The organism is Streptomyces sp. NPDC006294, assembly GCF_042870895.1.
In the GTDB taxonomy this organism is placed as follows: Bacteria; Actinomycetota; Actinomycetes; order Streptomycetales; family Streptomycetaceae; genus Streptomyces.
Map to the genome: position 1 here is coordinate 1 of NZ_JBIAHV010000023.1, position 13464 is coordinate 13464.

The 13464-nt window shown below is 72.9% G+C and carries 15 protein-coding genes; 6 read left to right on the forward strand and 9 right to left on the reverse strand.

What is annotated here, in order from left to right; translation table 11 throughout:
• Positions 1-161: 161 nt before the first annotated feature.
• From ACFYOP_RS30810 to ACFYOP_RS30820, 3 genes are all read right to left on the reverse strand, one after another.
• A complete protein-coding gene (locus ACFYOP_RS30810; protein WP_356891405.1) occupies positions 162-476 on the reverse strand; it encodes a hypothetical protein in 315 nt (104 codons plus the stop codon).
• Positions 477-553: 77 nt separating this feature from the next.
• Positions 554-829 (reverse strand): hypothetical protein, encoded by a 276-nt coding sequence (locus ACFYOP_RS30815; RefSeq protein ID WP_356891403.1) that lies wholly within the window; start codon positions 827-829, stop codon positions 554-556.
• Positions 826-1086 carry a hypothetical protein gene (locus ACFYOP_RS30820; RefSeq protein WP_356891401.1) on the reverse strand — a complete coding sequence of 87 codons (261 nt, stop codon included), beginning with the start codon at positions 1084-1086 and terminating at the stop codon, positions 826-828. The genes ACFYOP_RS30815 and ACFYOP_RS30820 overlap by 4 nt, the downstream gene beginning before the upstream one ends.
• A gap of 143 nt (positions 1087-1229) precedes the next feature.
• Between ACFYOP_RS30820 and ACFYOP_RS30825 the strand changes: the two genes are divergently transcribed.
• From ACFYOP_RS30825 to ACFYOP_RS30835, 3 genes are all read left to right on the forward strand, one after another.
• Entirely contained in the window at positions 1230-2060 is an 831-nt protein-coding gene (locus ACFYOP_RS30825) for a helix-turn-helix transcriptional regulator (protein ID WP_356891399.1), read from the forward strand.
• Positions 2057-2266 carry a DUF397 domain-containing protein gene (locus ACFYOP_RS30830; protein WP_356891397.1) on the forward strand — a complete coding sequence of 70 codons (210 nt, stop codon included), beginning with the start codon at positions 2057-2059 and terminating at the stop codon, positions 2264-2266. The genes ACFYOP_RS30825 and ACFYOP_RS30830 overlap by 4 nt, the downstream gene beginning before the upstream one ends.
• 146 nt (positions 2267-2412) lie before the next feature.
• Positions 2413-3300, forward strand: coding sequence for a sigma-70 family RNA polymerase sigma factor (locus ACFYOP_RS30835; protein ID WP_356891395.1), 888 nt, complete (start codon positions 2413-2415; stop codon positions 3298-3300).
• A 248-nt stretch (positions 3301-3548) separates the two neighbouring features.
• Here the strand turns inward: ACFYOP_RS30835 and ACFYOP_RS30840 are convergent, their stop codons facing one another.
• From ACFYOP_RS30840 to ACFYOP_RS30850, 3 genes are read right to left on the reverse strand one after another with little or no spacing between them, the layout of a single operon-like run.
• Entirely contained in the window at positions 3549-4523 is a 975-nt protein-coding gene (locus ACFYOP_RS30840) for a 3-oxoacyl-ACP reductase (protein ID WP_356891393.1), read from the reverse strand.
• Between the two features lie 11 nt (positions 4524-4534).
• Positions 4535-5611: a Zn-dependent alcohol dehydrogenase gene (locus tag ACFYOP_RS30845; protein ID WP_356891391.1), complete on the reverse strand. Its 1077-nt coding sequence runs from the start codon at positions 5609-5611 to the stop codon at positions 4535-4537.
• Positions 5612-5633: 22 nt separating this feature from the next.
• Positions 5634-6491 (reverse strand): MaoC/PaaZ C-terminal domain-containing protein, encoded by an 858-nt coding sequence (locus ACFYOP_RS30850; protein WP_356891389.1) that lies wholly within the window; start codon positions 6489-6491, stop codon positions 5634-5636.
• Between the two features lie 277 nt (positions 6492-6768).
• Here ACFYOP_RS30850 and ACFYOP_RS30855 point away from each other — a divergent pair, with 277 nt between their 5' ends.
• Together ACFYOP_RS30855 and ACFYOP_RS30860 are read left to right on the forward strand one after the other, a co-directional pair.
• The gene (locus tag ACFYOP_RS30855; protein ID WP_356891387.1) at positions 6769-7932 is read left to right on the forward strand and encodes a sensor histidine kinase; all 1164 of its coding nucleotides are present in this window, start codon (positions 6769-6771) and stop codon (positions 7930-7932) included.
• A gap of 9 nt (positions 7933-7941) precedes the next feature.
• A complete protein-coding gene (locus ACFYOP_RS30860; RefSeq protein WP_356891385.1) occupies positions 7942-8583 on the forward strand; it encodes a response regulator transcription factor in 642 nt (213 codons plus the stop codon).
• A 21-nt stretch (positions 8584-8604) separates the two neighbouring features.
• On the opposite strand, the gene ACFYOP_RS30865 is transcribed toward ACFYOP_RS30860, so the two are convergent.
• The 3 genes from ACFYOP_RS30865 to ACFYOP_RS30875 form a co-directional block, all read right to left on the reverse strand.
• The gene (locus tag ACFYOP_RS30865) at positions 8605-10041 is read right to left on the reverse strand and encodes an MFS transporter (protein ID WP_356891383.1); all 1437 of its coding nucleotides are present in this window, start codon (positions 10039-10041) and stop codon (positions 8605-8607) included.
• A 71-nt stretch (positions 10042-10112) separates the two neighbouring features.
• On the reverse strand, positions 10113-11303 hold the full coding sequence (locus ACFYOP_RS30870) for a beta-ketoacyl synthase N-terminal-like domain-containing protein (RefSeq protein WP_356891381.1): 1191 nt from the start codon (positions 11301-11303) through the stop codon (positions 10113-10115).
• A gap of 95 nt (positions 11304-11398) precedes the next feature.
• Positions 11399-12556 carry a hypothetical protein gene (locus ACFYOP_RS30875; RefSeq protein ID WP_356891379.1) on the reverse strand — a complete coding sequence of 386 codons (1158 nt, stop codon included), beginning with the start codon at positions 12554-12556 and terminating at the stop codon, positions 11399-11401.
• A 212-nt stretch (positions 12557-12768) separates the two neighbouring features.
• On the opposite strand from ACFYOP_RS30875, the gene ACFYOP_RS30880 reads away from it, so the two are divergent.
• Positions 12769-13422 (forward strand): class I SAM-dependent methyltransferase, encoded by a 654-nt coding sequence (locus tag ACFYOP_RS30880; RefSeq protein WP_356891377.1) that lies wholly within the window; start codon positions 12769-12771, stop codon positions 13420-13422.
• Positions 13423-13464: the final 42 nt, after the last annotated feature.

Here is a 13464-nt window from a genome sequence, read left to right on the forward strand (position 1 = left end):
CCCGCGGGGCTCGTCTTCCTCTTCGCCCAGCGGCATCTGGTGACCGGCATGTCCGCCGGCGCCGTCAAGGGCTGAGAAGCCGTATGAAGCGGCGGGGGGGGGGGGGGGGCCCCCCCCCCCCCCCCCCCCCCCCCCCCCCCCCCCCGCTCTGTTGCGGACCTTCACAGGTAGAGCTGTCGCTGACAGGCCCGGCAGCAGGTCTTGCCGTCGCGCTTCTCGGTCTGCCGGTGCTCGCACGTCCTGGTCGTGGCGGGAGGTGGTGCGTGAACGGGCACGGCGTACGTCGCAGGTTCCCGCTCGGTGCGGTTCTCGGCCCCGTCGCGGACGTGCGACTGGACGCGCACCATGTGGGCGAGCTCCGCGATGCACGGGCCGCAGGCGTACACATCACCCGTCGCACCGGGGGTGTTCACGGAGCCGACCCACAGCACGCGCACGCCGTCGCGTCGGCAGTCCAGCCAACAGACGCCCGACACCCACGCGTTACCGTCGTCCGTCCGCGCGGCAAGCGGCCACGCATCGCGCCATGGACGCTCGACGACAGGAGGGAACATCACGCTCCACCGCCGTCCGGCGCTACGAGTCCGGCCCGCTCGCCCGGCGGTTGCACGACCGCGTAGTCGCCGAAGTTCCGGCGGTAGCGGCGGTGCCCGGTCTCCTGCGCGTGCCTGCACTGCCACCGTTCCACCGGCCCGGGCGCGCTGTGCGTACCGGACCGGGCCCCGCACTCGGTTTCGTCGCCGGACACGCAACGGGCCTCGTACTCCGGTTCCGCCGTCGCGTCCTGCTGGATGGAGAACGGGACGTAGCGGAACACGCGCCGAGTCACCGCGTCGCCCCCTGCCCGTGCCCCGCGCCCTCGTGCGCCGGCCGGAGCGCGGCGGCGAGTGCGCGGGCCGTCGCCACGTTGCAGCGCCCCAGGTCGATCAGCGCGAGCGGGGCGGACCCGGCGCAGGAGACGGCGTCAAGGGACAGCGACGGCAGCTTCACCCCCGCCGCGTCGAGCGCGTGCCGTAGTTCGTCACGCGCCCGTTCAGCGTCTCTGACCCTGTCCGTAGCCGTCTGCCGCCTGCCTGCCGTCGCCATGTCCGCCGTCTCTCCGTACACTGTTGGTCGTTCTTCCCCGCTTGCTCTGTGTGACTACCCACTCACACCATGGCCTCGGAGTGCGCACGCCCAACAGGTCTGGGGCCATTCCAACGCAAGCGGAATACCGGGGAGTTGAACAGGTGAGCGAGCAGGCTGACCAGGCACAGGAGCCCGCCGACGGTGCTGCGTACTTCGGCGAGGAGACCAAGGCTCTGCGGGAAGCCGTGGGGCTGTCCCAAGAGAGATTCGCGGACCAACTGCACTACCGGCAGGCACAGGTCAGCAAAGTCGAGAACGGCGCCGTGCTGGCGTCAGAAGCCTTCGCGGAGGCCATGGACCGTGTGGCCGGCACGCCCGGCGTGTACGCCCGGCTTCGTGCCAAGCTGAGCAAGCAGGGGCACCCTGAATGGTTCGTGCCGTACATCACCCTCGAGGAGTCCGCGAGCGGGATCACGGACTACTCGTGCACGTTCCTCATGGGCCTGTTGCAGACTCCGGAGTACGCGTCGGCCGTCATCCGTGCTGCCTTCCCTCGCGAGACAGAGGAACAGATCAAGGCGCGCGTGGAGCTGCGCATCAGGCGGCAGGCCGTCATAGAGCATGACGAACCACCCCTCTTGTGGGTCGTGATCCATGAGTCCGTCCTGCGCACCCGCGTCGGTGGCCGGTCCGTCATGATCGGACAACTCGAGCATCTGGCCGCACAGATGACATCGCCCCATGTCACGGTTCAAGTGCTGCCGTACGAAGCGGGTGCCGCGCCCAGCAACCTGCCGTTTACGCTGCTGTCGTTGCACGGCGCACCCCACGCGGTCTACACCGAGACCCCCACCCATGGTGGTCAAGTGGACGAGGCGTCTAGCGTGGTGGCGACAGCCGTCGGCATGTTCGATCGGCTTCGCATGGCGGCACTGTCCGAGCAGGTGTCGCTGTCCCTGGTTCGCAAGATCATGGAGGATCACGCCAAATGAGCAGCACGCCCGGCCCCCAGCCGATGCGGTGGGTCAAGAGCACCTACAGCGGCGGCGAGGGACAGTGCATCGAATGGGCGCCCGAACACGCGCGCGCAACCGGTGAGTTCCTGATCCGCGACAGCAAGAACCCGTACGGCCCGCACCTGACCCTGACCCATGAGGGGTTCGCCGGTCTCGTGGAATTCGCCAAGCACCACCGGTGATCCGCTTCCCTACCGATCCCTCAGCGACCGGCCCCCGCCGCATGACGGGGGTCGTCGTCATGTCGGGGTCGACCTCGTCCGGACCGGAACAGTCGATAGGTTTTCGGGGGCCGGCTTCTGTGACGCCCCAGCGAGGAATGTGACCGATGGACGAGAACGCAGCGCTGCTCGACCGCTTCGAGGAGGACCGGACCCGGCTGCGGGCCATGGCCTACCGGATGCTCGGCTCGGCCGGCGAGGCCGACGACGCCCTACAGGAGGCCTGGCTGCGCGTCAGCCGCGCCGACACCGGCGGCGTCGAGAACCTCGGCGGCTGGCTGACCACGGTGGTGTCGCGGGTCTGTCTGAACATGCTGCGCCAGCGCGAGTCTCGGCGCGAGGACCCGCTCGAGGCACGGCTGCCCCAGCCGGCCACCGGCCCCGAGGGCGGGACCGATCCCGAGGAGGAAGTGCTGCTGGCCGACTCGGTCGGGGTGGCACTGCTGGTGGTGCTCGACACGCTGGCGCCGGCCGAGCGGCTCGCGTTCGTGCTGCACGACCTGTTCGCCGTGCCGTTCGACGAGATCGGCCCGCTGATCGAGCGTTCCCCGACGGCGGCGAGGCAGCTCGCGAGCCGCGCGCGCCGCCGGGTCAAGGGCGGGGGCGCCGCCGCGCCCGACGCCGATCTGGCGCGGCGGCGCCGGGTCGTCGACGCGTTCCTGGCAGCGACGCGGGGCGGGGACTTCAGCGCGCTGCTCGCCCTGCTCCACCCCGACGTGGTGCTGCACGCCGACAAGGCGGTCGTCCCCAGCCCTGAGCCGATCTCGCTCCACGGCGCCCGTCCTGTGGCCCAGAGCGCGGCGTCCGCGATGGCCCGCGCCCAGTACACCGGCGTCGCGCTCGTGGACGGGGCGGTCGGGCTGGTGATGGCGCCGCAGGGTCGGCTGGCCGTGGCGCTCACGTTCACCGTCGTGGACGACCGGATCACAAGGATCGAGATCATCGCGGAGCGGGACCGGCTGGACGCGTTGGAGGTCGCGGTCCTGGACGCGTGACGGGCGGGTTGGGTGCGGGGTGGCTGCCTCTGCGTGGGGCTCGCCCCCTTCCCGAACCGGGGCAGGCCCCGGGCCCCGGTACGCCCTCGCCTCCGAGGCGTCTTGCCTGCCCAACTGCTGTTTCTCAGCTCGTGGTCACACGTTGACCGGCTCCGGCCCCCACGACCAACGGCCCTCTTTTCCGGCCCCCGAGGCGTGCCGGTGGGCGCGGACGACGGTGGAGTCGACCGACACGAGCCAGTCGCTGTCTACCCCCGACGCAGCGACAGCACCTCCGGTGTCGCGAACGTCTCCCCCCGTGGCCGCCCCGCGAAGTACGGCGTCAGGACCTCGTCCAGTTCCGCGTGCGTGAAGACGTCCTTCGCCGTGTCGTACTTCGCCGCCACCCGCGGGCGTTCCATCACCGCCACCATGCCGCCGTGGACCACGAGGAGTTGCCCGTTGACCGCGGCAGCCGCCGGGGAGGCCAGGTAGCCGACCAGAGGAGCCACGTGCTCCGGGGAGAGGGGGTCGACGGCCCCGGCCGGCGGGGGCGAGCCGGCGAAGACGTCCTCCGTCATCCGCGTCCGCGCCCGGGGACAGATGACGTTCGCCGTGACGCCGTACTTGGCCAGTGCCGACGCCGTCGAGGTCGTCAGTCCGACGATTCCGCCCTTGGCCGCCGCGTAGTTCGGCTGACCCGCCGAGCCCGCGAGGAACGCCTCCGAGGAGGTGTTGACGATCCGCCCGTACACCGGACCGCCGCCGTCCGGCGACTTGGCGCGGGCGCGCCAGTGCTCGGCGGCGAAGCGGGTGGTGTTGAAGTGGCCCTTGAGGTGGACGCGGATGACCGCGTCCCATTCGGCCTCGGTCATCGAGAAGACCATCCGGTCCCGCAGGATGCCCGCGTTGTTGACGAGGACGTCCAGCTTGCCGTACTCGCGGACCGCGAGGCCGATCAGTTCCCGTGCCGCGTCGAAGTCGGCGACGTCGCCGTGGTGGGCGATCGCGCGGCCGCCCGCCGCGCGGATCTCCTCGGCGACGGACTCGGCGGGCGTGCCGGACGCCGCGCCGCTGCCTCCCCCATGGCCTTCGGCATGGGAGGTGCCCCCATGCCCCGGCTGCCCGTAGTCGTTGACGACGACCGCCGCGCCGAGCCGGGCCAGCTCCAGCGCCTCGGCCCGGCCGAGACCGCGGCCGGCGCCGGTGACGACCGCGCTGAGACCTTCGAGGGGGAGGCGCATCGCGGGGCTCCTCACAGTTCGACGCAGGTGCGCAGGGCCTCGCCGCTGCGCATCTGCGCCACCGCGTCGTTGATCCCGGCCAGCGGCACCCGGTGGGTGATGAGGCCGGCCAGGTCGATCCGGCCGGCCCGCCACAGGGCGATGGCCCGTTCGTAGGAGCGCAGCACGTCCCCGCCGCCGTACAGGGACGGCAGGATGCGCTTCTCGTCGAAGAACAGCTCGAACATGTTGAGCTGAAGGTGGTCGTCCATGGCGCCGGCGCCGACGACGCACAGGGTCCCGCCGCGCCTGGTCGTCTCGTAGGCGGTGCGGGCGGTCGCGGACCTGCCGACGACCTCGAAGACGTAGTCGAAGCCCTCCCCCGCGGTGACGCGCTGCTTGGTGTCGGCGAGGCCGTCGGGCGCCACCGCTTCCGTTGCGCCGAACCGCAGGGCCGCCTCCCGCCGGGACGCCACGGGGTCGACGGCGACGATCTGCGCCGCGCCCCGGACCTTCGCGCCCTGGATCGCGGAGATGCCGACGCCGCCGCAGCCGATGACGGCGACCGACGAACCGGCCTCCACCTGCGCGGTGTTGATGGCGGCGCCGAGCCCGGTGGTGACGCCGCAGCCGATGAGCGCGGCGATGTCGAAGGGCACGTCGTCGGGGATCGGCACGGCGCAGCCGGCGGCCACGACGACCTCCTCGGTGAAGGTGCCGGTGCCGGCGAAGCCGAAGACGTCGCCGTCGCCCCGGCGGAAGTTGGGGGTGCCGGCGTTCATGAACCCGGCCAGGCAGAGGTGGCTCTGGCCGCGCCGGCACGCGGCGCAGCCACCGCACGCGGGCAGCCAGCACATCAGCACCCGGTCGCCGGCGGCGAGGCCGGTGACGCCGTCGCCGACGTCGAGGATCTCGCCGGCGCCCTCGTGGCCGGGGACGAACGGCGCGGGCTGCGGCAGGACGCCGGTCATCGCGGAGATGTCGGAGTGGCACAGTCCGGTGGCCCGGACACGGATCCGCACCTTGCCGGGGCCGAAGCCCACCGCCTCGACGTCGTCGAGGACTTCGAGTTTGTCCTGGCCGATCTCGTGCACTACGGCTGCGCGCATGACGGGTCCCTTCAGCAGGCGGTCACAGGGTCTCTACGAGGGTGTCGGCGAGTACGGGCGCGTCGCCGCGTTCGACGGCGGTCACCGTCGCCTGGACGCGGCCGTCCCCGTCCGCCCACATCCGGACGCGGAGCGTCTCGCCGGGGAGGACGACGCCGGCGAAGCGTGCGGTGTACGAGCGGACGCGGGTGACGTCCCCGCCGAGGAGCGTGTCCACGACCGCTTTGAGCGTCATGCCGTATGTGCACAGGCCGTGCAGGATCGGCCGCTCGAACCCGGCGCGCTTCGCGAAGTCCGGGTCGGCGTGGAGCGGGTTCCAGTCGCCGGAGAGCCGGTAGAGAAGGGCCGCGTCCTCGCGCACCCCGCGCTCGACGGTCCGGTCGGGCGCCCGGTCCGGGGTCTCCAGGCGCTCGGAGGGTCCGCGTTCGCCGCCGAAGCCGCCTTCGCCGCGTACGAAGAGCTGGGACTCGCTGGTCCACAGCGGCCCGTCGCCGTCGGCCGCCTCCGTGCGCAGGACGAGGACCGCGGCCTTGCCCTTGTCGTACACGGCGGCGACGCGTGAGGTGGACGTGGCCGTGCCCTTCACGGGGAGGGGGCGGTGGAGTTCGACGCGCTGGCCGCCGTGGAGCACGGAGGCGAGGTCGATGTCGAGGCCGGGTGCGGACAGGCCGCCGACGACGCCCGTGCCGGCCCCGGCGACGGTGGCGAAGCTCGGCAGCACCTGCAGCCGGGACTCGAGGGTGTAGCGCAGTTCGCCGGGGTCGGTGGCGGGCCGGCCGGCGCCGAGGCCGAGGTGGTAGAGCTGAACGTCCTTGTGGTCCCAGCTGATGGTGGTGGAGCGGGGTCCGGCGGCGACGGCTTTCGCGGCATCGATGGGCATGGGGCTGCGGCTCCTCGAGGAGGGGAAGACCTCGGCGCGACCTTCCGCACCGTCGGCCGCACCGAGGTCGTACGGGACCGGCCGGGCGAGCCCGTTCTAGAACGCGTTCTAGGCCGATGGCGTCCATGTATAGCGCGGCCTCCGGAAGTTGTGAAGGCGACTGACGGTATGTCAGACATGCCGGTTCCGTGCGAGCCCGGCCCGGGACATTTGTCACCGGCGGGTGAGTACATGCGGATCTGCCGGGGCCCCCGCCCCGGTCCGTAGCGTCGTGGCCATGAACAGCTCCGGGACACTTTCCAAGACGCTCCACGGCGACAGGCCCGTGGCAGTCGGTCCGCCCAGCGGGTTCACGATGCTGCCGTGGCTGCTGATGGGCCTCGGCGCCGTCGCCAACCTCCTCCAGGGCGAGACGCCCACCCCCTGGGTCGGCGGCATCGGGGTGCTGGTCTTCAACTCCCTCTACATCGCCGTCGTCTTCCGCTCCTTCGACGACACCACACGCGACTCGGCCCCGACCCGCTGGGCCCTGGCGGCGCTGACCGCGGTCACCTTCGCCCTCGCCGCCGGCTACGGCGGCAACTGGCTCCTCTTCTTCCCGCTGCTCGGCCTGGCCGTCGGCGCGGCCCTGCGCGGCCCGCGACGGCTGGGATGGGCGGTGGTCCCGCTGTGCGCCGCGGCGGGCGCCGTCGCGATCTGGCGGGACGGCTGGGGCGCGATCGGTGTCGTGTACGGCACCTTCATCTCGACGATGGTGACCGCCGCCGTGCTGGCGCTCTCCGACACCGTCGGCGAACTGCGCGCCACCCGCGCGGAGCTGGCGCGCGGCGCGGTCGAGCAGGAACGGCTCCGGTTCTCCCGCGACCTGCACGACCTGCTCGGCCACACCCTGTCGGTGATCGTGGTCAAGGCGGAGGCCGCCCGCCGCCTCGGCGAGCGCGACATGCCCGAGGCGCTGACCCAGGTCCGGGACATCGAGGCGGTGGGACGCCATGCGCTCACCGAGATCCGCGAGGCGGTCACCGGCTACCGCGAGGGCAGTCTGACGGCGGAACTCGGCCGCGCCCGCGACACCCTGACGACGGCCGGTGTCGAACCGGTCGTGCGGCTGTCGGGCCCGCTGCTGGAACCGGCGGCGGAGGCACTGCTGACCTGGGTGGTACGGGAGTCGGTGACCAACGTCGTACGCCACGCCGGGGCGTCGCGCTGCGAGATCGCCCTGACCGGTACCGCCGAGCACGTCCGCCTCACCGTCACGGACGACGGCCGCGGCCCCCGCCCCGGCCACGGCTCCAGCCCCGGCGATGTGTCCGGTCACGTGTCCGGCAGCGGGCTGCGGGGCCTCACCGAACGACTGGCCGCGGCGGGCGGCACGCTCACCTCGGGCCCCGGCCCGGGCGGCGGGTTCCGCCTGAGCGCCGAACTGCCGGTCCGGTCGTAACCTGAGGCCATGAACGAGATGCCCCGCGAGCACAGGCCCACCAGGTCGGTACGGGTGCTGCTCGCCGAGGACCAGGGCATGATGCGCGGCGCGCTCGCGCTGCTGCTGGGGATGGAGCCGGACCTCGACGTCGTCGCGCAGGTGGGGCGCGGCGACGCCATCGTGGACGCGGCGCTCACCCACCGGCCCGACGTGGCCCTGCTGGACATCGAGCTGCCGGGCCGCAGCGGTCTGGACGCCGCCGCCGATCTGGCGCGGGAGGTCCCGGACTGCCGGGTGCTGATCCTCACCACCTTCGGCCGGCCGGGCTATCTGCGGCGGGCCATGGAGGCGGGGGCGGCGGGCTTCCTCGTCAAGGACGGGCCGGTGGAGGAACTGGCGCAGGCGATCCGCCGGGTGCTGACCGGCGAGACGGTCGTCGACCCGGCGCTCGCGGCGGCCGCGCTCGGCGCCGGTCCCAGCCCGCTCACCGCACGGGAACGGGACGTGCTGAACGCGTCGGTGGACGGGGCGACGGTCGCCGACATCGCGGTGGCGCTGCATCTGTCGGAGTCGACCGTACGGAACTATCTGTCGTCCGCGATCGGCAAGACCGGCACCCGCAACCGCATGGAGGCGATGCGGGCGGCCCGTCAGCAGGGCTGGCTGTAGCCATTGCTGCGGGAGGCGGCCCTACGCCCGGTCCGCCGCCGGTCGCGGCAGGAACAGCAGCATGACCACGGCGGCGGCCAGCAGCACTCCCGTGCCCGTACGGAACGCCAGCGCGTAACCGGCCGTCAGCGACTCGGCGTCGGTGGCACCGCCGGAGCGGGAGGCCGCGACCGTGGTGAGGATCGCCAGGCCCAGCGCGCCGCCCATCGTCCGGGAGGTGTTGATCAGGCCGGAGACCAGACCCCCGTCCTCGGGGGCGGCCCCGGAGGTGGCGAGGGAGGCGAGCGGGGTGGCTACGAGGCCGATGCCGGCCATCATCAGTACGCCGGGGCCGGCGATCGACGTCAGATACGCGCCGTGGGCGTCCATCGTCGACTGCCAGCCGAAGCCGGTCGCCGCGATCAGGGCGCCGAGGGCGGCGACGTTGCGCGCCCCCGCCCTCGCCATCAGCGGCGGCGCGACCTTCGAGCCGACGATGATGCTGACCGAGCTGGGGATGAGCGCGAGCCCCGCCTCGAGGGGTGTGTAACCGAGGACGTTCTGGGCGTAGACCGTCATGAAGAACCACATGGCGAACGAGGCCGAACCGGTCACCAGCATGGCCACGTTGGCGGCCGAGACCGCCCGCGAACGGAATATCTTCAGCGGCATGAGCGGGGCCTTCGCACGGGACTCCACCGCCAGGAACGCGCCGAGCAGCGCGAGTCCGCCGAGCAGCGGCAGCAGGGTCGCGCTCTCGCCCCAGCCCGACTGCTCCGTCTGCACGATGCCGTACGCGACGGCGGCCAGGCCGCCGGTCACGAGGACCGCGCCGGGCAGGTCGAGCCTGCGGCTCCCGCCGGTCCGGCTCTCCGTCAGCCACAGGGCGGCGACCGCCAGCACCAGCACCCCGACGGGCACGTTGATCAGCAGCACCCAGCGCCAGGACAGCAGGTCGGTGAGCACCCCGCCGACGAGTCCGCCGGCCGCGCCGCCCGCCGCGCCGACGGCCGCCCAGGTGGCGATGGCCCGGGTGCGGGCGGGTCCTGGCGGCACGGCCGCGGTGATGATGGTCAGCGTGGCGGGCGCCAGCACGGCGGCTCCCAGCCCCTGCACCCCGCGGGCCGCCAGCAACTGCCAGCCCTCCTGCGCCAGTCCGCCCGCGACGGACGCGGCGGTGAACAGGCTCAGCCCGACCAGGAACATCCGCTTGCGGCCGAACATGTCGGCCGCCCGGCCGCCGAGGAGCATGAAGCCGGCGAACGCGATCGAGTACGCGTTCAGCACCCACTGCAGCCCGGCCGGCGACAGCGCCAGGTCCGCGCGCATCGACGGCAGCGCCACATTGACGACGGACACGTCGAGCACGACGAGGAACTGTCCGGCGCACGCGGCAGCGATCACCGCCCAGGTGCGCGGGGACGGCGTGACGGGCGCGGGCCGGACGGGCTCTTGTGTCTTCGGTGCGGGACGGACCATGGGTGTCATGGTCGCAGCCCGCGGGCGGTCCGTACATGAGGACTTCGACCGGAGCCGCTGAGACCTGGGTCCTAGGACCGCCGCAGCAGCGTGACCACCGCCGCGCCGCCCAGCCCGATGTTGTGCGCCAGGCCGGTCCGGGCGCCGTCGACCTGCCGCGGCCCGGCCTCCCCGCGCAGCTGCCGCACCAGCTCGGCGACCTGCGCGAGCCCGGTCGCGCCCAGCGGATGGCCCTTGGAGATCAGGCCGCCCGACGGGTTGACCACCCACCGCCCGCCGTACGTCGTCGCGCCGCTCTCGATCAGCTTGCCGGACTCCCCGTCCGGGCACATGCCCAGCGCCTCGTACGTCAGCAGTTCGTTGACGGAGAAGCAGTCGTGCAGCTCGACCACGTCCACGTCCTCGATGCCGAGCCCCGACCTCTCGTACACCGCCAGCGCGGCGGCGCGGGACATCGGTCTGCCGACGGCGTCGATGCACGAGCCGGAGGCGAAGGACTCCTCGGTGTCGGTGGTCATCGCCTGGGCGGCGATCTCGACCGCCCTGCCGTGCAGGCCGTGCCCGACGACGAAGCGTTCGGAGACGACGAGGGCGGCGGCCGCGCCGTCGGACGTCGGCGAGCACTGGAGCCTGGTCAGCGGCGGGTGGACCGGCGGGGCGGCGACGATCTCGTCGGCGGAGTACACGTCCTGGAACTGGGCGTCGGGGTTGTCCGCCGAGTGCCGGTGGTTCTTGGCGGCGACGGCGGCGAGCTGCGCCGCCGTCGTCCCGTACCGCTCCATGTGCTCGCGGGCCGCGTTGCCGAAGATCTGCGCGGTGGGCGGGGAAGGGGCGAAGCCGTGCCGCGCTGCCATGACGCCGTAGTGGCGGGCGACGGGCGAGGCCGCGAAGTCGCCCCGGCCCGCCCCGCCGCCGAGCGCGCCGCGGGTCATCTTCTCGAAGCCGAGCGCCAGTACGCAGTCGCCGGCGCCGCCCTCCACGAACTGCCGGGCCAGCATCAGCGCGGTCGCGCCGGTGGCGCAGTTGTTGCTGACGTTGTAGACGGGCACGCCGGTGAGCCCGAGTTCGTACGCGGCCCGCTGCCCGGCGGTGGACGGCTGGAAGCAGTACCCGGCGGCCACCTGGTCGACCTGCCCGTACGCCACGCCGGCGTCGGAGAGCGCGGCGGCGCCGGCCTCCCGCGCCATGTCCCAGTACTGCCAGTCACGGGTCTCGGGCTTCTCGAACTTGGTGGTGCCGACGCCGACGACGTACGCCTTCATCTCCGGCACTCCTTCCGTCGCGCGGACAGGCCGAGAACGCGTGCCAGAGTAGAACATGTTTCAACCTGACGGAAGGTCAGGAGAGACGGGTCTCGTCAGGGAGCCGGGAGCTCCACCCGCACCGGACCGCAGCCGATGCGTTCGGCCTCTGCCGCCACGTAGGCCGGGAGAAGCTCGGCGTGGAGCGTCGAGCCGCCGGAAAGGTCGTGCTCGACCATGAAGACCACCTCTCCGGACGGGCACTTCGCCCAGTACGTCGCCCGGTCGGTGCTCAGCATGCCGGAGCCCTTGGTGCCCTCCAGCCTCGTACCCGGCCCGAACATGCCGGCCCGGTAGATCGCGGTCAGGCCGGCGGCCCGCACCGTCAGCAGCCGCAGCGCGTAGCTGTCGCGGTCCTGGCCCACCTCGCAGACACGGGCGGTGCCGTCACCGCCGCCGAGCCTCGTCCGCCTGTGCGTTTCGCGAAGGTCGGCGGGCAGATCCAGCCCCTTGACCCCGCACACGTCGCCCTTGGTCAGATCCTGCCACTCGGCCACGTCCGGGAACGACTCGGGCACGGTGTACGTGTCGGTGCAGCCCAGTCGGCCCATGACCCCGTTGGCCGCGCGCACCAGTGCGCGGCCGAGCGCGGCGCGGTCCGGCTCCGAGTACTCGGCGTCGGCGAACGCCGCGCCCGTCGCCACGTCCACCACGACGGGGCCCGTGTCCTCCCCCGTCTTTCCGGTGCAGTTCTCGGGCAGAGCCAGCCAGCCGCGCGTCCCCGAGACCTGGCCGGGCAGCCCGCCGCCCAGCTCCACCATCCGCGAGGCCAGGTATTCGCCGGGCCACAGCTTCGTGTCCCGGCCGAAGAGCCCGTCCAACTGGTGCACCCGCAGCCTGAGCTGGCGGCTCGCGTTGTCTCCCCGGTAGCCGGTGATCCGGCAGGACGCCCATGCCCGCGTGACGTAGTCGCGCGGATCCGGCTGCAGCTTCTGCTCCTCGACCTCCAGACGGCGGTCGCCGAAGAAGCCCGTGAGCACCTTGTCGTCCAGCGAGTCCCAGCAGGGCGCCGGCTTCAGGAGCGGCAGCGTGTCCGTCTGCCAGGCCACCGTCCCCGCTCCGAGAAGCACACCGACGACGCCGGCCGCGGCGGCCGCCCGCACGGTGCGGCTGCGCAGAACGCGGCGCAGCCAGGAGCCCCGCGAAGCGGTCTCTCCTTCGCCTTCTCCCGCCGAAGCGCCCGTCCCGCCACGCTCTTCGCTGCCCTCGGTCATCGCCCGCCCCCGCATCACGGCCCCGGTCACAGGGGCACAACACAAACGGACCCGATGCTACGTGCCGGTGCCACGAGACCCGCCGGGTGGGCGGCCGGAGGCGGGTGGCAGCCGCCGCGCAGGCCGTGGGGTGGTGCGCGCGGGAGCTACCGGCGCGTAGGGCACGATGGCCTCCCGTCCGTACGCCCCCGTACGCCCTCCCGGAGGAACCGATGCCCGCCGCCGTCCCCGAGCCGAAGACCCTCGCCGCCTTCGAGGCCGCCAAGGGCTTCATGCCCGTGAAGGAGGGCCTCGCCCTGTACGCCGCCGCCGTCGAGGCGGGTGCGCTCGGGCTGCCGCTGCTGGAGGTGGGGACGTACTGCGGGCGCTCGACGATCCTGCTGGCGGACGCGGCCCGCGCGGCCGGGACGGTCGCGGTGACCGTCGACCACCACCGGGGCAGCGAGGAGCAGCAGCCCGGCTGGGACTACCACGACCCGGAGACCGTGGACCCGGAGATCGGGCTCATGGACACGCTCCCCACCTTCCGCCGCACCCTGCACAGCGCGGGCCTGGAGGACCACGTCGTCGCGATCGTGGGCCGGTCGCCGCAGGTGGCGAAGGTGTGGGCCGGACCGGCCGGGCTGGTCTTCATCGACGGCGGCCACACCGACGAGCACGCGACCAACGACTACGAGGGCTGGGCCCCGCATGTCGCGGAGGGCGGCCTGCTGGCGATCCACGACGTCTTCCCCGACCCGGTCGACGAGTGGACCGGCCAGGCCCCGTACCGCGTCTATCTGCGGGCCCTGGCGTCCGGCGCGTTCACCGAGGTCTCGGCCACGGACTCGCTGCGCGTCCTGCGCCGCACGGGGCAGGGCATCTGAGCGGCGACTGCGGGCCGGGGACCCGGTGGGCGCCTCATGAAG